The sequence below is a fragment of the Acinetobacter sp. UC24323 genome (genome assembly GCF_024151445.1).
Lineage (GTDB): Bacteria > Pseudomonadota > Gammaproteobacteria > Pseudomonadales > Moraxellaceae > Acinetobacter > Acinetobacter baumannii.
The window spans coordinates 115,873-135,947 of the sequence record NZ_JAHIBY010000002.1; the positions used below are offsets into that span (position 1 = coordinate 115,873).

The window sequence follows — 20,075 nt, forward strand, 5'->3', positions numbered from 1 at the left end:
ATTAATTTAAATTTTTTTCCACTGATAAATCAGATTCTTTCTGTATAAATGTAAAAAAATAGGATAGAAAAATCTTATGTCTGGCCTTCAGGAAGAATATTTACAGCATCAAACAAAAATTGAGCAGCTTCGCCTCTCAATTCAATATATCCGCTGGTATCTTGTTAGCCTAATTTTACTGTGCCTAATTTCAGCTATTATTTTCTTTTGTTACTTTACTTCTTACATTACAAACTTTATTTGGTCAATTGGCTTTACTATTTTAACGCTTACTTGTCTATTATTTGTCCCAAAGCTATTAACACATTATCGTGATATTCATTTCATTAAGAAAACAGATTTAGTGCTACAAGGCATTTGTTTAGCATCTGGAATTTTAATGGGAATAAATATCATTGTTCTGCATTTTTCCCTTCCTGACACTTTAATATCTGTTTCTGATGTTCATATCCTCATAGCATTATTTATTACCTCAGCCCACATAATTGGTCTTACATTTTTAACTCAACAACCTCGATATTTTTATTTACTCTTTATTCCAAGTACAGTTCCACTCATTATTGGACAGTTTACTCATTCTCAAATCACCCAACTCCCCTTTTACTTTGCATATAATTTAGCTTTCGTCGCAACTTTACTTTGTGCTTATGCAACTCAGCGTAACTATCAAAAAATTTCTCAACTATTATTTAAAAATAAACAACTTGTTCAAGTAGCAGAACAGCATACTCAATGGGCTGAAGAGTTATGTGTACAGCTCCAACAAGAAGTAAATAAATCTAAAGATATTGAAGCACAGCTTCAATTTAATAATCATTTGCTCGAACAAAAGGTTCGGGAAAGGACATATGACCTCACTAAAATGAATGAGAGGCTTGAAAGCCATCATCATAATTTAGCATTTGCACATGAAACAGCAGGTATCCGACCGTGGGATTGGGATATTGAGAAACAAAAATTAGAAATAACGTTTTTTGATCAACAAAAACAAACTCAAAATACTCCTTTACACCTCAAGTCAATTTTAGAGCGCATTCATCCCAATGACCGAAAGTTATTTGATGAACGTTTAAAAGAACACTTGGAAGGAAAATCTGATCACTTCAATATTACCTTCCGTATTCTACGTCGTAATGGTTCGTGGCGTTGGATTCATGACGTAGGACGTGTCATTAGCCGTGATCCTAAAACCAATAAAGCTTTACGTATGGTTGGAATGACCAGAGATATTCATCAGGAAAAAAAAGATCAAGAACATTTGAGACTTTCTGCGATTGTGCTTGAGCAGGCAGCTGAAGGAATTTTTATTCTAGATGAAAAACTCAACTATATTGAAGTTAACCCCTATTATGAGAAATTAACTGGCTTTTCAAAATCTGAATTATTAAGTCAGCAGCTATTTAATATCACAATAAATCAGAAGCTACAGCAACAACAATTTCACGACTCCATTACTCAACAACTTCTAAAAACTGGCGAATATATGGGCCAATTTGATGAAAAGTTTACATCGGGTAAAAGTGTCTATTTATGGCTTCATATTAATGCAGTTAAAGATGAGTACAACCAGATTATTAATTATATTGGTTTTGCACGTGATTTAACCGACCAAAAGCGACAAGAGCAGCATTTATCTTATTTAAAAAACTATGATAGTTTGACTCACCTTCCTAACCGCTTTTACTATTATAATCAATTACATCAATATCTTGTTAATCCATCTTATAGTTTTAAAAATCTGGCTTTAATACGTATTAATATCGATAGATTTAGAGCATTTAATGAATTTCTAAATAATGATAGTGGGGATGAGTTACTTAAACAATTTGCACAGCGACTACGACTGACCAATATCAATGCAATTTTAGTGGCTTACTTAAACGGCGATGATTTTGCAATTATTTATGAAATATCACCTATTCATCCCAACATTGAGCAATATTGCCAAAATATATTACAAGCTTTAAATGCGCCTTTTTATATTGATGAACAAGAATATTTCATTACAGCTTCTATTGGGGTTGCTTGTTTCCCTGAGCATGGCCGGCAAATTGATCACCTCAACAATCATGCCGAACAAGCCTTGTCGGAAGCAAAACGTTTAGGTGGCAACACTATTAGCTATTATTGTAATAAAACTACAAACCCATATAAGACAGCAGACTTAGAACAAGAGTTGCGTAAAGCCATTCAAAATAATGAATTTGTGGTGTATTACCAACCAAAAATTAATTTAAATGACAAATCGATTAAAGGTTTTGAAGCCCTCATTCGCTGGCAGCATCCTGAAAAAGGGTTAGTTATGCCAAATATGTTCATTCCTTTTGCTGAACGTAGTAGCCTTATTTCCGATATTGGTAAAGTTGTTTTAGATAAAGTTGGCAAACAGCTACAAGAATGGAAAAAAGCTGGCTATGCCGATGTCCGAGTTTCTGTAAATATTGTTGCTCAACAAATTCATCGAGGTCTTTTACTCAGTGATTTAGACGAAGTTTTAGACACATATCATCTTGATGGTTCAAATTTAGAACTAGAAATCACGGAATCTGCTTTATTAGATAATACTGACAATGTAAAAAAACTATTGCACTCCATTAAAGAACGTAATATTTCAATTGCACTAGATGATTTTGGCACTGGATATTCATCGCTAGCTTATTTAACAGAATACCCAATCGATGTTTTAAAAATTGACCGAGCCTTTGTTTCGAAAATCGGTGATCAAAAACAAGAAGCAATTGTGAATGCGATGATTGCGATGGGTAAAAGCATGGGATTAAAGCTAGTTGCAGAAGGTGTGGAAACCGAAGAACAAGTTATTTACCTACAAAAGCAGCAATGTGATTTTTTACAAGGCTTTTTCTTTAGCCGTCCACTTCATCCAAATCAGATTCTTCAATATCTACAAACAAATACGCATATTTGATAATTGTTTTAACAGTCTATTTTACATGCGCTGGTTTTTCCAAAAATGAGCGTTTTTGACTGTGAGAAATAGAGAAGTAGTGTTATATTCTTTAGCATTTAGCTCACCATGAGGCTATTGGCCATTCGTCTACCTATTATGTTACTTGATATAATTTTGTACATAGTAAGCAGATAAATTACCAACCTTTGTGAGCAACTTGACTAGTTTGCTTTTTTGTATCAATAGAGACTCAGATGGACGATCAATCTTTAAAACAGGCCGCTTTAAATTACCACGAATATCCAAATCCAGGGAAAATCAGCGTCACGCCAAGTAAGCAACTTGTCAACCAACGAGATTTGGCTCTAGCTTATTCACCAGGGGTTGCTGCTCCATGTTTAGAGATTGAACGTGATCCTTCAGCTGCTGCAAAATATACAGCGCGTGGTAACTTGGTTGCTGTTGTCAGTAACGGTACTGCGGTTCTTGGTTTAGGTAATATTGGTCCATTAGCTTCTAAACCGGTAATGGAAGGTAAAGGCGTTCTGTTCAAAAAGTTCGCTGGTGTCGATGTATTTGATATTGAAATTGCTGAAAACGATCCAGATAAAATCGTTGATATTGTTGCTTCATTAGAACCAACTTTCGGCGGTATTAACCTTGAAGATATCAAAGCGCCTGAATGTTTCTACATTGAAAAGAAACTTCGTGAACGCATGAAAATTCCTGTGTTCCATGATGACCAACACGGAACAAGTATTATTGTAGGTTCAGCATTATTAAATGCTCTACAAATCGTTAATAAGAAAATTGAAGAAATCAAAATCGTTGCTTCAGGTGCAGGTGCTGCTGCCCTTTCTTGTTTAGATTTACTTTGTGCTTTAGGCGTAAATAAAGAAAACATCATTGTTGCCGATTCTCGTGGTCTTCTTACAACTTCACGTGAAGGCTTGGATGAATCGAAAAAACGTTATGTACAAGACATTAAAGCGACTCAATTACATGAAGTAATGGCTGGCGCGGATATGTTCTTAGGTCTTTCAGCTGCTGGTATTCTCACCAAAGATATGGTGAAACAAATGGCTGAAAATCCGATTATTTTTGCATTAGCAAACCCAGATCCAGAAATTCTGCCTGAACATGCACATGAAGTACGTCCAGATGTAATCATGGCAACTGGTCGTTCGGACTACCCGAACCAAGTAAACAATGCTTTATGTTTCCCTTATATCTTCCGTGGTGCACTTGACGTAGGTGCTACAACAATTAACGAAGATATGAAAATTGCATGTGTACACGCAATTGCACGTATGGCTCACGTAGAAGCTGACGCAGCTACTTATGGTGAAAAATCTGCTTCATTTGGCCGTGACTACTTAATTCCACGCCCACTTGATCAACGTTTGATTTTAGAAATTGCGCCTGCTGTTGCTAAAGCAGCAATGGATTCAGGTGTTGCAACTCGTCCTATTGAAGATTTCTCTGCATATCGTCAAAAACTTTCTGAGTTTGTTTATAACTCAGCATTCTTGATGAAACCGATTTTTGCTCAAGCAAAAACAGATCCTAAACGTATTGCATACGCTGAAGGTGAAGATGAGCGCGTATTACGTGCTGTTCAAATTGCAGTTGATGAAGATTTAGCTAAACCAATCTTAGTTGGTCGTACAGCAGTCATTGAAGCAAACATCAAAAAATTAGGCTTACGTTTACAACACGGCGTAAATATCGAGATTGTAGATCAAGAACAAAATCCGTTATACGAAGAGTTCTGGAAAGACTACTATCAAACTATGCAACGCAAAGGCATCACTGTTGAATATGCTCAACGTGAAGCTCGCCGTCGTTCAACACTCATTGCTGCACTTCTAGTTAAGTTTGGCAAAGCAGATGGTATGTTATGTGGTACTTACAGTAGCTATAACATTCACCTTGACTTCGTACGCAATGTAATTGGTCTTAAAGAAGGCATGAACAACTTCTTCACGCTTAATGCATTAATGCTTGAAGATCGCAACTTGTTTATTGCTGACACTTATGTAAACACTAATCCTACTGCTGAACAACTTGCTGAAATGACTATTTTAGCGGCTGAAGAAGTACGTCGCTTTGGTATTACACCACGCGTCGCGCTACTTTCTCATTCAAGCTTCGGTAGTGACCAGACAGACTCAAGCGCTCAAAAAATGCGTGAAGTTTATCGTATTTTATCTGAGCAAGCTCCAGAGCTTGAAGTTGAAGGTGAAATGCATGGTGATGCAGCATTAGACGAAAATATTCGTCATTTTGCATTCCCTGGTTCTCGTTTCAAAGGTTCAGCGAACTTGTTGATTATGCCGAACCTAGATGCAGCAAATATTTCGTTCAACTTGTTAAAAGCAACTTCTGGTAACAACGTAACAATTGGTCCAATTTTGCTAGGTGCTGCTAAACCAGTTCATATTTTGACTCCGACAGCGACGACTCGCCGTCTTATCAATATGACTGCTTTAACTGTTGCTGAAATTCAACAGCAAGAAAAGTAATTTAGAAACCGCTTTTTACGAAAAGCCTTTCTAATGACTTGAGAAAACCTCTATTCTGTAGCATGATTGCTTGAAGAATAGAGGTTTTTTCATGCAAGTGTATTTAGTAGGCGGTGCTGTTCGAGATTATTTACTTGGGCATCCCTATCAAGAAAAAGACTATGTTGTGGTCGGTGCAACGCCGGAACACATGCTCGCCCAAGGTTTTCAACCTGTAGGCAAAGATTTCCCTGTGTTTCTTCATCCCGAAACCAAAGAAGAATACGCACTTGCACGAACCGAACGAAAGTCTGGACAGGGATATCACGGGTTTCAATTCTTTACTGATACAACCGTTAGTTTAGAAGATGACTTAATTCGTCGAGACTTAACCATTAATGCGATTGCAATGGATCAAGATGGTAAAATATATGATCCATATGGTGGCCAAAACGACTTAGAAAATAAAATTCTGCGCCACGTTTCAGAAGCTTTTGCTGAAGACCCTTTACGGGTATTGCGAGTCGCGCGTTTTGCCGCCCGATATTTCCCATATGGTTTTCAAATTGCGCCAGAGACATTGCAACTTATGCAAACCATGGCAGATTCAGGTGAACTTGATGCACTAACACCAGAGCGCGTCTGGAAAGAAACTTCACGCGCTTTAATGGAAAATCATGCCGATATTTATTTCCAAACTTTGCGTGATTGTGGGGCTTTAAAACATCTTTTCCCTGAGATTGATGCTTTATTCGGTGTGCCTCAACGCCCCGAATATCATCCTGAAGTGGATTGTGGCATTCATACTTTAATGTCATTACAGCAAGCTTGTAAGTCGAACTACTCGCTTGATGTACGTTTCGCTGTTTTAGTGCATGATCTTGGTAAGGCCCTCACTCCAGCTGAAGAACTTCCTCGTCATATCATGCATGAAGAACGCGGGATTAAGCCAGTTACCCAATTATGTGAACGTTTAAGAGTTCCGACACAGACCAAACAATTGGCATTATCAGTGTGCAAAGAACATTTAAAATGTCATCAGATTATGTCCTTGAAACCTGGTACTTTATGGCGTCTATTACAACGCTTAGATGTTTTACGTCGTCCAGAAAGAGTGGAAGCTTTTGTACAAGCCTGCGAGTGTGATGCAAAAGGCAGATTAGGACTAGAAGATCGTCCATATCCTCAAGCTCAATACATGCGTGAAGCCATGCAAATTGTTCGCTCCATTAAAGTTCAAGATTTACCGGAGAACATTAAGGGTGCTGAAATTGGTGAAATGCTTATTCAATATCGAATTGAAGCTTTAGCTGAATTTAAAAATCAGCATCAAAGTCTTAGTCACTCCTAATGAACAACAATAAAAAAAGCCTCAAAATGAGGCTTTTTTTATTTAGGTTTTAACGTCTTGGAAGCGGAATATACTGAGATTGTGTATTCTGTGCTTTTCGCTCACCTACCGTCACAACATAGTTTTGTTGTTTGCCTTCTCTTTCAACCAAAACATTAATTTCGCTATTTGGTGCTTGCAAAGCGACATAATTAATTAAATGAGAAGCTGAAGTGATCGGCTCATTATTCACCTGAACAATTTTATCGCCAACTTTAATTCCTGCAGCATCTGCTGGACCATTTTTTAAGACATCAGCAACCACTACACCTACTTGCTGCTTAGGTGCCAATACATCGTCTTGTGTAGGTGGAAGTAAACTAATACCCAACCAACCACGAACAACACGACCATCTTTTAAAATCGAGTTTAATACTTGCTGACAAACCTTTGCCGGAATCGCGAAGCCAATTCCTAAAGAGCCACCCGATTGTGAGAAAATCGCCGTATTCACACCAATCAAGTTACCAGCCACATCGATTAATGCGCCACCTGAGTTACCTGGGTTAATTGCAGCATCAGTTTGAATAAAGTCTTCATAGGTATTAATACCTAAATCAGAGCGACCGGTTGCTGAAATAATCCCTTGAGTTACAGTTTGCCCTACGCCAAATGGGTTACCAATTGCTAAAACAACATCACCAACTTCATTACCACTGAGCTTAAAAGGCAGTACTGGCAATTTATCTAAATCGATTTTAATAACTGCCAAATCTGTATCAGGGTCGGTGCCAACAATTGTAGCTTCTGCTCGACGTCCATCATGTAATGCCACCACAATCTGGTCAGCTTGAGCAATCACATGATTATTGGTGAGAATATAACCATCGGCGCGAACAATAACCCCTGAACCTAAACTATTTTCATTTTGCTGTTGTTGCTCAGGAACCTGATTTCCAAAAAATTCACGGAATACTGGATCACTTAATAAAGGATGATTTTGTTTAACTTTCTGGGTCGTAAAAATATTAACTACTGCTGGTGCTGCAACTTTTACCGCAGCACTATAAGACACCACCCCGCCCGTTCGAGAAGTATCAACCAGTGGCTCAACTTTCTCAGCTGGCATTTGCACCCCATCAACTGCAACAGTTGGTTTCGGCTGATGGTATTTTTGCCATGCAATAAAACTGGCAATTACAATAATAAGTAACACCCAAGGTAACCATGTAAAGGTGCGGCGCACGTTCATATCCTCTACGCAAAGAAGTTTTTAATTAAATTAATATATTGAACAAAAAGAGTTTTCAGTTAAGCATTTTAAATTAAATATGTCGATATACATAAAAAAGTCAAAAAAGATTTGTCTAGCTTTAGTTACACAACAAAATATGTTTCTATAGCTTTAGCAACTTTTACTACTCAATTCAGGAAATATCATGGCAAATTTGCATGAAATTATTCAGTGGTGCGACCAAACCTTAAAAGCAGCAGAATTTAAAGATTACGCACCAAATGGCCTGCAAATTGAAGGTTCAACTGAAGTAAAACGTATTCTTTGTGCGGTTACTGCTTCTGAAGATGCAATTGATGCAGCCATTGCTCAGAATGCCGATCTCTTACTCGTACACCACGGTTATTTTTGGAAAGGCGAACCGTACCCAATCACTGGTATGCGAGGTAACCGTATAAAAAAACTTATTCAAAATAATATCTCATTAGTCGCTTATCATCTGCCTTTAGATGCACATCCGAGTTTGGGCAATAATATCGCTATTGCAGAAAAACTAAACTTACAAAATTTAGAGCCACTTGATCTAACTGAGAAACATCCAATTGGTAATATTGGTTATTTAGAGCAAGCGCTTTCTGTAGAGGAATTTAAAGCAAAACTACAAAACAGTTTTGATTTTAAAGTGATCCATTTACCGGCTGAAAAACAAAGTATTCAAAAAGTGGGCTTCTGTACAGGCGGTGCTCAAGATTTTATTGCTAAAGCTGCTTTACAAAATTGCGATGCTTATATTTCAGGCGAAGTCAGTGAACGAACTTTTTATGAAGCAAAAGAATTAGGCGTTCATTATTTTGCCTGTGGTCACCATGCAACCGAACGTTATGGGGTTCAACGTTTAGCACAAGCAATTTCAAAACAGTTTGCTATTGAAAGTGAATATTTTGAATTGAATAATCCGATTTAATTAAGTCTTTTTTTCAATCTGTGTTATGCGTATTAATTAGATCTTTATTGTGTATAGTTCTTTAAAAGGCTGCCCTATTGCATCCAGAATCATTTACAATAGAGCCACTTAATTGTATAACCCAGCAAATGCAAGGAATAGGAACATGACAACCATTACTTTACCTGCACTTCCATATGGCTATGATGATTTAGCGCCACATATCAGTAAAGAAACTTTAGAATACCATCACGATAAACACCACAATACCTATGTTGTTAACTTAAACAACTTAATCAAAGGTACTGACCTTGAAGGTAAAACTTTAGAAGAAATCATTAAAGCAACTGCTGGTGATGCATCTAAAGCTGGTATTTTCAACAATGCTGCTCAAGTTTGGAACCACACTTTCTACTGGAACAGCATGAAGCCAAACGGTGGTGGTAAGCCTACTGGCGCAATCGCTGCTAAAATTGACGAAGCTTTTGGTAGCTACGAAAAATTTGCAGAAGAATTTACTGCTGCTGCAACAACTCAATTTGGTTCAGGTTGGGCTTGGTTAGTTGCTGATGAAGTAAACGGTAAACTTTCTATTACTAAAACTTCTAATGCAGACACTCCACTTGCACATGGTCAAATTGCTGTATTAACAATTGACGTATGGGAACATGCTTACTACATCGATTTCCGTAACTTACGTCCTAAATACATCGCAACTTTCTTAGAAAACCTTGTGAACTGGGACTATGCAAATGCAAAACTTGCAGGCCAACCAGCTGGTGTAGAGAAATAATTTTATTTCTTTATAAAAAACCACCCTGTTTTGGGTGGTTTTTTTTATTTTTAGTACAACAAAAGCATATTAATCAAGCAAACGATTCATTTTCTTTAATATTCTTATTGACGCTTTTAGATTTCATCCATAAAATGCGCATCAGATTCTCCAATAGCTCAGTCGGTAGAGCGACGGACTGTTAATCCGCAGGTCCCTGGTTCGAGCCCAGGTTGGAGAGCCATCTACTAATCTCCCATAGCTCAGTCGGTAGAGCGACGGACTGTTAATCCGCAGGTCCCTGGTTCGAGCCCAGGTGGGAGAGCCAAGATTCTAAAAGCCCACATTCATTGTGGGCTTTTTCTTTTCTAATCATTTAATATTTTTCTATTATTTTGAATAAAATCAATGTTTCGAATATTTTTAAACCAATCAGTTAGATATTCTCACTAATTCCATTATTAACCCTTGACCTCGCCCCCTTTCCTGCCTAAAATCCCTTTCCAGATTCTCCCATAGCTCAGTCGGTAGAGCGACGGACTGTTAATCCGCAGGTCCCTGGTTCGAGCCCAGGTGGGAGAGCCAAGATTCTTAAAAACCCACTCATCATGAGTGGGTTTTTATTTGTATGATGTCTTCACATGTTCGAATCGAGTCACTTATTTTTTATTATTTTAGGTTGCTTAAGCACCTGTATTTTTCTTCTTGTTTGTTTACGCCCTTATTTATTTCCAAAACAAAAATTTTTTGCCCGTCCTGTTATTACTAATTTTGAAACTCAAATGTTTATACGCTTAAAACAGAGTTTCCCAAGTTATCATGTTCTAGCACAAGTGGCTTTTAGCGCATTAATAACCAGTAATGATTATAAGATTCGTAGTCAGTTCAACCGTAAAGTCACTGATTTTGTTTTGCTTGATGAAAACATGGAAGTAATAGCCATTATTGAGCTAGATGACCCTACTCACCTTGAGAAAGTAGAAGAAGATCGTCTTCGTGATCAAATGCTCATAGAGGCAGGTTATATCGTAAGACGCTATACAAACATCCCGAGTGTACGCCAGCTACAAAAAGATATTTATTAAAAACTACTGTTATTTCTTGTCAGAATTGGCAGCTTCTTTCTCAGCTATTCTTTTTTGCATTTCTAAACGCTGCTGTTCATATTGTTTCTTATTCTGAGCATCACTTTTTGCAGCCAAAAAAAGTATTCCAATAATCAGAAAAGGAATAAGTAAACCTAATCCCATTAATAACCAAGGAACAGATTTTTTTTCAACAGATTGCTGGCTCATAAGTTCTTCAAACTCAAATAATATCGATTTCAGAATGCGTAACAATATAACAAAAAGAGCCTCTATAAAGAGACTCTTTTTAAAACTAATTTTAATCAAGTAAATAGATCTTAAAATTTACCTGTACAGTGAGGGCTTTGGCTGGCATCTTTCTGCGCATCAGTTAACACAATACCTGTACCCGCTGACATTTTAGCTTGAATGAAATCTACAGCATTGGCATTTTGACATACGATTGCTTGGGTATGGGTCGCATTCGGTACAATGGTTAGCTTATAACCTTGATCGTAGCCTGCTTGAGGGAAAAACTTCAAAGCATTCGCTTTCATATTCGCGAATAAGCCTTGTGTCACCACAGGCAATACTGCTTGATCTTTTTCGCCTTGAATAATAAATACCGGTGTTTTAATAACTTTCTCGGCTGTAGCATTTGTTGCAGGTTGAGTTGCTGTCAAAAAGTTTTGAACAACTTGATCTGTCTTAAATTTACTTAGATCAATACCATACTGTGCAATTTGGTGGGTAGGATCTGCCAAGTAAGCTAAAATACCCGCCTTAAACTTCGCTTGTAAACCATTTGCACTATCAGGTGTAGGGTAACTTAAACAAGCACCATCATCCCCTGTACGACCATAAGCCAATTCTGCAATATCACCCGCTCCTGACGTAAAAATTGCCTTCAAATCATAGTCTGGTTGCTGTGCTTTAATACCCGCACTTGCCAAGGCTGCATATGCTAATAATTCAGCATAACCATCAGCAATTTGGTCAATCATCGCCTGACCTTCAGCTTCTGTAATCAATTTATTAGCCACTGCATAACGAACTTGCAGCAAGTTTTCATCCAATTTATTTACTTCTTTAGGTTTTCCGTTTGAATCAAGATTAAATTGCGGATCAATATAAATTTGAATGATTGTTCCCAAACTTGAAGCAGGTGCTCCGGCTACCGCACCTTTATAACTCGCATCCGTATTGGCAAATTCAGCAGTACCCAATGATGCATGTCCACCTTGAGACTGACCAATTGACATCCAATCACCTTTTAACTGGGCACCATAATGCTCTTTTACTGCTTTAACTGCAGCTAATGCTGATTTTGCTTCGCTAGATAAGTTTAAGTACGGATGTACCCCTGGGGTGCCTAAACCCTCATAATCTGGTGCCACAATCACATAACCTGCTGCCAACAAAGTCTCAGCAAGGATTTTAAATCTCGGATTAATTGCATTTTTACTTGGTGCGCAACCATCACCCACCCCAACAGTTCCGTGTTCCCATACTACTACACGATAACCATCTTTCGGTTGTGTTGCTTTTGGAAACAGTACCATTGCTGTAGCAGTTGCGGTTTTTCCTTGAACATTTGTCATGTTATAAGTCATGACTTTAATTGATGAAGCATTATCAACTTTATCAATAGCATAATTACTTTCAGAGACATAAGCTTTATTTGTGTCTACCCCTGTGTAGTCATCATCATCGTCATTACATGCTGTAAGAAATAATGCTGAAATTGATAATGCTATAGCTAAAGCAATTTTTGACCGTTTCATAGAATATCCTTTTTATGTGTTATTTATTCCGCATATTTTTCATGCACAAATATTAAGACATAAAAAAAGTGCTCTGCATAGAACACTTTTCAACCTCACGGTCATTTTTACTATATGAAATTTAAAAATATTCCTAGAAAAATGATTAATCCAACCCAACGATTGTGACGGAATGCCCAAAAACATACCTGAGGGTTGCGGTCTTTGGTTTTAATTGTTTGATATACAAAATCGAATGCCACTACAACTAAAGCAATAATGGCCCAAGGAAATAAGATATTTTCTAAATATAGCGCTGTACCAATCAAAACAAGACTTATTGCTTGTAAAAGCGCAATAATCTGGATGTCATATCGACCAAAAAGAATAGCGGTAGATTTCACACCAATCTTTAAATCATATTCACGGTCTGTAATTGCATATTGAGTGTCATAAGCCACTGTCCAAGCCAAATTACCAAAATAGAGCAACCAGCAAGTCAGATCCGGAGTTTTACCTACCGCAGTAAAGGCCATTGGAATTGACCATGAAAATGCTGCTCCTAAAAAAACTTGCGGTAAGTTGGTATAGCGTTTCATGAATGGATAAATGAAAGCTAAAAATAATGCTCCAAATGACCAGTAGAAAGTTTCTATGGGTAAAAAGAACAACAAACATGCACTTGCTAAAACAAGACCCAAGAATACATATACTGCTTCTCTTGCTCGAATAACCCCTGTTGCTAAAGGGCGTGTTTTTGTACGCTCTACATGACCATCTACTTTACGATCAGCAAAGTCATTAATGGCACATCCAGCAGCGCGCATAAAAATGACGCCTAAAATCATGACGAATAAAATACCTAAATTCGGTATTCCTTTTGATGCAACCCAAAGTGCCCACATGGTTGGCCAAAACACCAGTTCAGTACCAATTGGCTTATCAAATCGGCATAGATAATAATAAGCTTCTAAACGCTGACGCCATGTTGTACCTGTTGCAGTCGTCATAGTAATTCCTTGTCGTGCTGCTGATATAAAAAAGCTTCAAAAGCCGGTAAGAATGTTTCTTGAACAATAAATTTACATCCATGCCAAGTATAGCAACTTTGTCGCGTCCAGCCTTCTGGTAAACGAATAACCCGGCGATCACAAAGTGGTGTTGTTCTTTGAAATAAAAAAAGACCTATCGGCTTAGAACCAATATGCTGAAATATACGGGCTTTTTTTTGTAAACTTTGAATGGGAAAAATACTTTTTGCTTTCACCCACGGCTCTACATCACTGCCATATAAATAGGTTTCCCTTACCCAAGAAGTGTGGGTATGAGGCATGTTCATCCATTGACTGTCGGCAAAAGTTAAACGCTGGAAATGTTCTTTGAAAGGCTTTACGCTGAACTTCCCCCCACCCAGCTCAGTGAGTTGTTGTGTCAGAGAACCAGACGCATACAACCATGTTTTCAATTCAGGATTTAAAGTCTTTTCCTGCTTAAGTACTGGTTGTCGTTTACGCATAATCTGCTCACATGAAAACTCGCACCTAGTTTACCCCAATTTTTTGATAAAAAACGTAGAGAATTCAATCAACATTCCAAGCAATAAAAAAGCCTGCATAAGCAGGCTTTTTTATGAAGTATGTATTACAGGCTATAGTACATATCGAATTCAACTGGGTGAGTAGTCGTGTTAAGACGACGTACATCTTCAGTTTTAAGTTCGATGTATGCATCAAGCATTTCTTTAGTGAACACGCCGCCTTTTAACAAGAATTCGTGATCTGCCTGAAGTGCTTCAAGAGCCATATCTAGGCTATGAGCAACTGTTGGGATTTTTGCTTCTTCTTCTGGAGGAAGATCGTACAAGTTTTTGTCAGCAGCTTCGCCCGGATGGATCTTGTTTTGGATACCGTCGATACCAGCCATTAATAACGCAGCGAAACCTAAGTACGGGTTCATCATTGGGTCTGGGAAACGAGCTTCGATACGTTTGCCTTTAGGGTTAGAAACGTAAGGAATACGGATAGACGCAGAACGGTTACGCGCTGAGTAAGCAAGCATAATTGGTGCTTCGAAGTGAGGAACCAAACGCTTGTATGAGTTTGTAGATGGGTTTGTGATTGCATTCAATGCACGAGCGTGCTTGATGATACCACCGATGAAGTACAACGCCATTTCTGAAAGGCCTGCATATTCATCACCAGCAAACAAGTTCTTGCCATCTTTAGAGATAGACATGTGAACGTGCATACCAGAACCGTTATCACCTACCATTGGTTTAGGCATAAACGTAGCTGTTTTTGCATATTGATGTGCAACGTTCCAAACAGCATATTTGAACTGTTGAACTTCGTCAGCTTTACGTACAAGCGTATTGAAGCTCACACCAATTTCTAATTGGCAAGAAGCAACTTCGTGGTGGTGTACTTCTACACGACCTGGGCCCATGATGTCTTCAATTTTTGCACACATTTCTGCACGCATATCTTGTGCAGAGTCAACTGGAGGAACTGGGAAGTAACCACCTTTAACACGTGGACGGTGACCTGAGTTACCAGACTCGTAATCTTTACCAGTAGACCAAGCAGCTTCTTCAGCGATTAATGTATGACGAGCGCCAGACATATCGATGTCCCATTTCACTTCGTCAAATACAAAGAATTCTGGCTCTGGACCAAAGAATGCAGTATCACCGATACCTGTAGATTTTAAGTATTCTTCTGCACGGCGAGCAATCGAACGTGGGTCACGTTCATAACCTTGACCAGTTGAAGGTTCAATAACGTCACAAGTCACAACTACTGTTGGCTCAGCAAAGAACGGGTCGATGAAACCAGTTTCTGCATCCGGACGTAAAATCATGTCAGATGCTTCAATACCTTTCCAACCAGCGATTGAAGAACCATCGAACATTTTACCGTCTTCAAAAGTATCTTCATCAATAGAATCAGCTGGGTAAGTTACGTGCTGTTCTTTACCCTTAGTATCAGTAAAGCGAAAATCGACCCATTTTGCGCCACTTTCTTGTATGAGTTGAAGGACCTTGTTCGCCATGCTCATTTTGCTCCAATGAAATTTTGTTGCACTTGTTGAGTGCGTGTTAGTTGCTGGTATTTATTAAGCAATTCTCATACCAACTTTATAAGACTTACCTAAAACATTGAATTGCTTATAAGTATTCATGCTTTAGGCCCCTTGTCTTGAACCCATTATACTGTTTGCTTGTGTAAATGCACCATATTCACACATTTTCAAATTATGGCATATTTAAATAGCTCATTATTGCCCTAATTTAGTGCAAAATTGTTGCACTGATATAAACCGCTGCATCAATTTCTAACAGTCGTCCATGATCATAATACTTTCTTATATATAATGCTGAGATTCTTATCGGATTACTTGAAAATAATCACTCCTTTGACATCGATCTTCCCCAATGAGTTCCTTTGGTTTATTTCAGCAACTTAAATTTATGACTTAAACCATCAGTTAAATGCCTTCTGCTTTAGTTAAAATCTAATAATTATTTTTCTTTTTTATGAATTTCTCTAAATAAACGCACTATTTAGTCGCTATCTAAGCAGTTAATAAGACCACATATAGTAGATCTCACATTACTCAGCAAAAAATAAATTTTACTATTCATGTTCTTTTTCATTCACTTTTTTTATACAGGCCAAACTTGCTTTTATTATTAAAAAAAACTAAAAACTATATGCATAAATTTTTGTTATAAATAAACAAACCAAAAGTTATGTTTATAAAAAACTTAAAAGCATTCAAGGATTTGAATAATGAAATATGACTTTGAACAATCGGATAAAGCTTTTTTCGGCCATCCTAAACCATTACAAACGCTATTTTTTACAGAGCTTTGGGAAAGATTTTCTTATTATGGAATCCGACCCTTACTCGTTCTTTATATGATTGCGATGGTCAATGACGGCGGTCTAGCACTTGATCGACCAACTGCCGCAGCGATTGTTGGATTATTTGCAGGCTCCATGTATTTAATGACCGTTTTTGGGGGGTGGGTTGCTGATAACTGGTTAGGCCAAGCACGTGCTGTCTGGTACGGTTCAATTATTATTGCCTTAGGTCACTTATCAATTGCCCTTACATCTGTATTTGATCAATCTTTCTTTTACTTAGGTTTAGTACTGATTGTTTTAGGTACCGGATTATTTAAAACATGTATTTCTGTGATTGTGGGAACACTATATAAAGCCAATGATTCAAGACGTGATGCAGGTTTTTCCATTTTCTATATGGGAATTAACATGGGGTCATTTATTGCCCCACTTATTACAGGGCTTTTGGCGAAAGACCATGGCTGGCATTTAGGCTTTGGTATTGGTGGCATTGGGATGTTAATTGCTTTATTAATTTTCCGTTTTATGGCAATGCCTCAGCTCCAAACATTTAATGAGCTACGCCAAGAAGCCAATAGCTGTAGCAAACCTGTCGTAGAAAATAAAAATGCGCCTAAAATTGTATTTAGCTTTTTATTCGCAGTTGCAGTCGTTATTGCGCTAACCTTCCTTGGTATCATTCACATCAATCCCGTGGCTGTCGCGACCTATTTAACCGTAGGAATTAGCATTGGGATTATTGCTTATTTTGCATATTTACTACTTTTCCTGAATTTAGAGCAACATGAAAAATTTAAAATAATTATTTGCTTCGTTTTATTAGCAGCCTCTGCCCTATTCTGGTCAGCTTTCGAACAAAAACCCACAACTTTTACTTTATTTGCGCAAGATTATACCGACCGTATTGTTTTCGGATTTGAAATCCCGACTGTATGGTTTGAATCAATCAATGCTCTTTTTATTATTATCTTTGCTCCAGTTGCAGCTTGGCTATGGGCGAAGCTAGGTAAAGCGAATAAAGATCCAAGCTATATCAGCAAATTTATTATTGCGTTGTTATTCGCAGCAGGTGGCTTTTTACTTATGTCTCTAGCCAGTCATTTTGCTATTCATAGTGGAGTAGTTTCACCATTTTGGTTAGTCGGTACTTTATTTCTTCTTACCATAGGTGAACTTTGCTTAAGCCCAATTGGCTTATCAACCATGACCAAACTTGCACCTGATGTCATACGTAGTCAAATTATGGGTTTATGGTTTACAGGTACAGCTCTTGGCAACCTCATGGCAGGTTTAATTGGCGGGCAAGTCTCGGCAGATGGTATTAATCATTTACCTAGCCTATTTATGCGCTGTGTATTAGCCTTGGTTATTGGCGCAATCGTGTTATTTTTATTAAAGAAACCAATGAATAAATTAATGGACAAAAGTACCAACAAAGTTCAACCTGATTTGGAAACGATATGAACGACTTAACTGTTCCAGAAAAACTAGCGAAACTTCGAGAACTCATGATCAATCAAAGTATTGATGTTTTGGTTGTTATGAGTGCAGATCCCCATATGTCTGAATATTTACCAGACTATTGGAAAGCAAGGCAGTGGTTAAGCGGTTTTAGTGGCTCTGTTGGCACTTTAGTTGTGACCCAAAACTTTGCAGGACTCTGGGCCGATGGACGCTATTGGGTACAAGCCGAACAACAACTCGCTGGAACTGGCTTTCAGTTACAAAAACTGACCAGTGATGAATCTTCTACACATCTTGCATGGATTGAGAAAAATCTACCGGCTGGTTCGGTTATTTCAGTAAATGGGCAAACACTTTCAATCCAGCAATTTAAAGCGTTGGAAAATACAGCAAAGCAACGTGGCTTTAAGCTTGAAACACAGCAAGATTTAATTGGTTCAATCTGGTCTAATCGTCCAGAACTTCCTTTAGAGCAGATTCATTTAATGCCTGAAGGATTAAATGCCCTATCTCGTAAAGAAAAAATTCAGGCAATACGCGAAACATTAAAAACTAAAGCGATTGAAGGACATTTCATTTCATCTTTAGATGATATTGCTTGGGTCTTAAATGCACGTGGACAAGATGTAGAATACAACCCTGTATTCCTTTCTCATTTATATATCAGTGCTCAACAGGCTGTTTTATTCATTGATAGCAACAAAGTCGATTTAACCACTCAACAGGCTTTCAAAGCTGATGGCATTGAGATTCGTGACTATCAAGATTCAGCTCAGTTTTTAGCAAATATTTCTAATGCATCTGTGCTGTTAGATCCCGCCAAAGTCTCGATTTTTCATGAGCAAGCTATCGCAAAAGATATTCAGGTTGTCTACGACATCAACCCAAGTACACTTTTTAAATCGCGTAAGCATGAAAGTGAAATAGCTCATATCCGTCACGCAATGGTTAAAGATGGAGTCGCGCTTTGCCACTTTTTTTACTGGTTAGAGAGAGCCCTTCATCATGGTGAAAGCATTTCAGAACTCACTATTGATGAGAAGATTACAGCTTTCCGTGCTGAGCAAAACGGATTTATAGGCCCAAGCTTTTCAACGATTGCCGGCTTTAATGCCAATGGTGCTCTACCTCACTACCGTGCAACTGAAGAACATTACTCATTCATTGAAGGCGATGGCCTATTACTGATTGACTCTGGTGGACAATACGTAGACGGCACTACCGACATTACCCGTGTTGTTCCTGTAGGAACACCAACAGAGCAACAAAAACGTGACTATACTCTGGTTTTAAAATGTCATATTGCTTTGGCAAAAACGATTTATCCAGAAGGTTTAGCCGCTCCTCTACTCGATTCAATTTGTCGCCATACTTTATGGCAACATGGTTTAGATTATCGCCACGGCACAGGTCACGGCGTAGGCTTTGCGCTTAACGTACATGAAGGGCCGCAAGTGCTTTCTTATTACGCACCTATTCATGCCTATAGTAAGTTGCGTGAAGGTATGATTCTTTCCAACGAGCCGGGCTTATACCATGAGGGACAATACGGTATTCGTATTGAAAATCTGGTTGCAAACAGACTTCACTCAGGGTTTGAGAAAACCTACGGCGATTTCTTAGAGTTTGAAACGCTGACCCTTTGCCCGATTCATTTAGATTGTATTGTCGTTGACATGCTAACGGATGAAGAGAAAGACTGGTTAAATAGTTATCATCAAACTGTTCAAGAAAGACTGGCTGAACATTTATCTGGCGATGTTTTAGATTGGTTGATTTATAACACACGTAAGATTTAATCTTCTTGTATGACCAAGGCAGAATAGTTTTTTTATTTACAATAGAAGCTTATTCTGCCTTATTTGTACTTATCTATAATTTCAAAAAACCTCACTTTTTAAAGCCGTTTTTTCTGCAAATTTCTAACGAATGAAATAGTTAAACTGGTTACTTCTTTTTTTGCTATATTAGCCCATTAGAAAACGGCTTCTTATTTTTCAAACCTAAAAAGTCTTTTCTAAACAGTGAGTATGAATGTGAGTAATATTCTAACTACTCATTAAATATATTTTAATTATCATGAGGTTAAGTTCATCATGCTTCTAATGATCGAAAAGAAGTATTGAGCAAATCTAAAAAAATCTAGCAAAATTTTAAAATCCTCAAATTATTGAAAAATATTAAAAATACAAATCTAAGCAAATCTAGGCAAACTATGCAA

General features: G+C 37.8%; 14 protein-coding genes and 3 tRNA genes. 11 read left to right on the forward strand and 6 right to left on the reverse strand.

From position 1 onward, the window contains the following. Positions 1–76: 76 nt before the first annotated feature. The 3 genes from KNQ97_RS03175 to KNQ97_RS03185 all read left to right on the forward strand — a co-directional run bounded on the left by KNQ97_RS03175 (position 77) and on the right by KNQ97_RS03185 (position 6,763). Complete coding sequence (locus KNQ97_RS03175; protein WP_253611803.1) at positions 77–2,926, forward strand: bifunctional diguanylate cyclase/phosphodiesterase; 2,850 nt, start codon at positions 77–79, stop codon at positions 2,924–2,926. A 236-nt stretch (positions 2,927–3,162) separates the two neighbouring features. Then, the gene (locus KNQ97_RS03180; protein ID WP_000342684.1) at positions 3,163–5,433 is read left to right on the forward strand and encodes an NADP-dependent malic enzyme; all 2,271 of its coding nucleotides are present in this window, start codon (positions 3,163–3,165) and stop codon (positions 5,431–5,433) included. 91 nt (positions 5,434–5,524) lie between these two features. Further along, positions 5,525–6,763: a multifunctional CCA addition/repair protein gene (locus tag KNQ97_RS03185; protein WP_001198539.1), complete on the forward strand. Its 1,239-nt coding sequence runs from the start codon at positions 5,525–5,527 to the stop codon at positions 6,761–6,763. 49 nt (positions 6,764–6,812) lie between these two features. Here KNQ97_RS03185 and KNQ97_RS03190 read toward each other — a convergent pair whose 3' ends face one another. Next, entirely contained in the window at positions 6,813–7,988 is a 1,176-nt protein-coding gene (locus KNQ97_RS03190; RefSeq protein WP_001254962.1) for a S1C family serine protease, read from the reverse strand. A 193-nt stretch (positions 7,989–8,181) separates the two neighbouring features. On the opposite strand from KNQ97_RS03190, the gene KNQ97_RS03195 reads away from it, so the two are divergent. The 6 genes from KNQ97_RS03195 (at position 8,182) to KNQ97_RS03220 (ending at position 10,776) form a co-directional block, all read left to right on the forward strand. After that, positions 8,182–8,940 (forward strand): Nif3-like dinuclear metal center hexameric protein, encoded by a 759-nt coding sequence (locus tag KNQ97_RS03195; RefSeq protein WP_001284927.1) that lies wholly within the window; start codon positions 8,182–8,184, stop codon positions 8,938–8,940. Between the two features lie 145 nt (positions 8,941–9,085). Continuing rightward, positions 9,086–9,712, forward strand: coding sequence for a superoxide dismutase (locus tag KNQ97_RS03200; RefSeq protein ID WP_000208082.1), 627 nt, complete (start codon positions 9,086–9,088; stop codon positions 9,710–9,712). 147 nt (positions 9,713–9,859) lie between these two features. Next, positions 9,860–9,935 (forward strand) — tRNA-Asn (locus KNQ97_RS03205). Between the two features lie 8 nt (positions 9,936–9,943). After that, a tRNA-Asn gene (locus KNQ97_RS03210) sits at positions 9,944–10,019 on the forward strand. 181 nt (positions 10,020–10,200) lie between these two features. Beyond that, positions 10,201–10,276, forward strand: a tRNA-Asn gene (locus KNQ97_RS03215). 56 nt (positions 10,277–10,332) lie between these two features. Then, positions 10,333–10,776: a DUF2726 domain-containing protein gene (locus tag KNQ97_RS03220; RefSeq protein ID WP_000464147.1), complete on the forward strand. Its 444-nt coding sequence runs from the start codon at positions 10,333–10,335 to the stop codon at positions 10,774–10,776. Between the two features lie 9 nt (positions 10,777–10,785). On the opposite strand, the gene KNQ97_RS03225 is transcribed toward KNQ97_RS03220, so the two are convergent. The 5 genes from KNQ97_RS03225 to glnA form a co-directional block, all read right to left on the reverse strand. Further along, positions 10,786–10,986: a hypothetical protein gene (locus tag KNQ97_RS03225; protein WP_031993203.1), complete on the reverse strand. Its 201-nt coding sequence runs from the start codon at positions 10,984–10,986 to the stop codon at positions 10,786–10,788. 110 nt (positions 10,987–11,096) lie between these two features. Next, positions 11,097–12,542 carry a lipase family protein gene (locus KNQ97_RS03230; RefSeq protein WP_024433590.1) on the reverse strand — a complete coding sequence of 482 codons (1,446 nt, stop codon included), beginning with the start codon at positions 12,540–12,542 and terminating at the stop codon, positions 11,097–11,099. Positions 12,543–12,652: 110 nt separating this feature from the next. After that, the gene (gene ubiA / locus KNQ97_RS03235; RefSeq protein WP_000205474.1) at positions 12,653–13,531 is read right to left on the reverse strand and encodes a 4-hydroxybenzoate octaprenyltransferase; all 879 of its coding nucleotides are present in this window, start codon (positions 13,529–13,531) and stop codon (positions 12,653–12,655) included. Continuing rightward, the gene (locus KNQ97_RS03240; RefSeq protein ID WP_001231791.1) at positions 13,528–14,037 is read right to left on the reverse strand and encodes a chorismate lyase; all 510 of its coding nucleotides are present in this window, start codon (positions 14,035–14,037) and stop codon (positions 13,528–13,530) included. The genes ubiA and KNQ97_RS03240 overlap by 4 nt, the downstream gene beginning before the upstream one ends. A 125-nt stretch (positions 14,038–14,162) precedes the next feature. Beyond that, positions 14,163–15,578: a type I glutamate--ammonia ligase gene (gene glnA / locus KNQ97_RS03245; RefSeq protein WP_000061267.1), complete on the reverse strand. Its 1,416-nt coding sequence runs from the start codon at positions 15,576–15,578 to the stop codon at positions 14,163–14,165. Between the two features lie 734 nt (positions 15,579–16,312). Here glnA and KNQ97_RS03250 point away from each other — a divergent pair. Both KNQ97_RS03250 and KNQ97_RS03255 read left to right on the forward strand, forming a co-directional pair. Next, entirely contained in the window at positions 16,313–17,854 is a 1,542-nt protein-coding gene (locus tag KNQ97_RS03250; RefSeq protein WP_253611804.1) for a peptide MFS transporter, read from the forward strand. Beyond that, positions 17,851–19,653, forward strand: a complete 1,803-nt coding sequence (locus KNQ97_RS03255) for an aminopeptidase P family protein (RefSeq protein WP_253611805.1) — start codon at positions 17,851–17,853, stop codon at positions 19,651–19,653. The genes KNQ97_RS03250 and KNQ97_RS03255 overlap by 4 nt, the downstream gene beginning before the upstream one ends. Positions 19,654–20,075 lie beyond the last annotated feature (422 nt).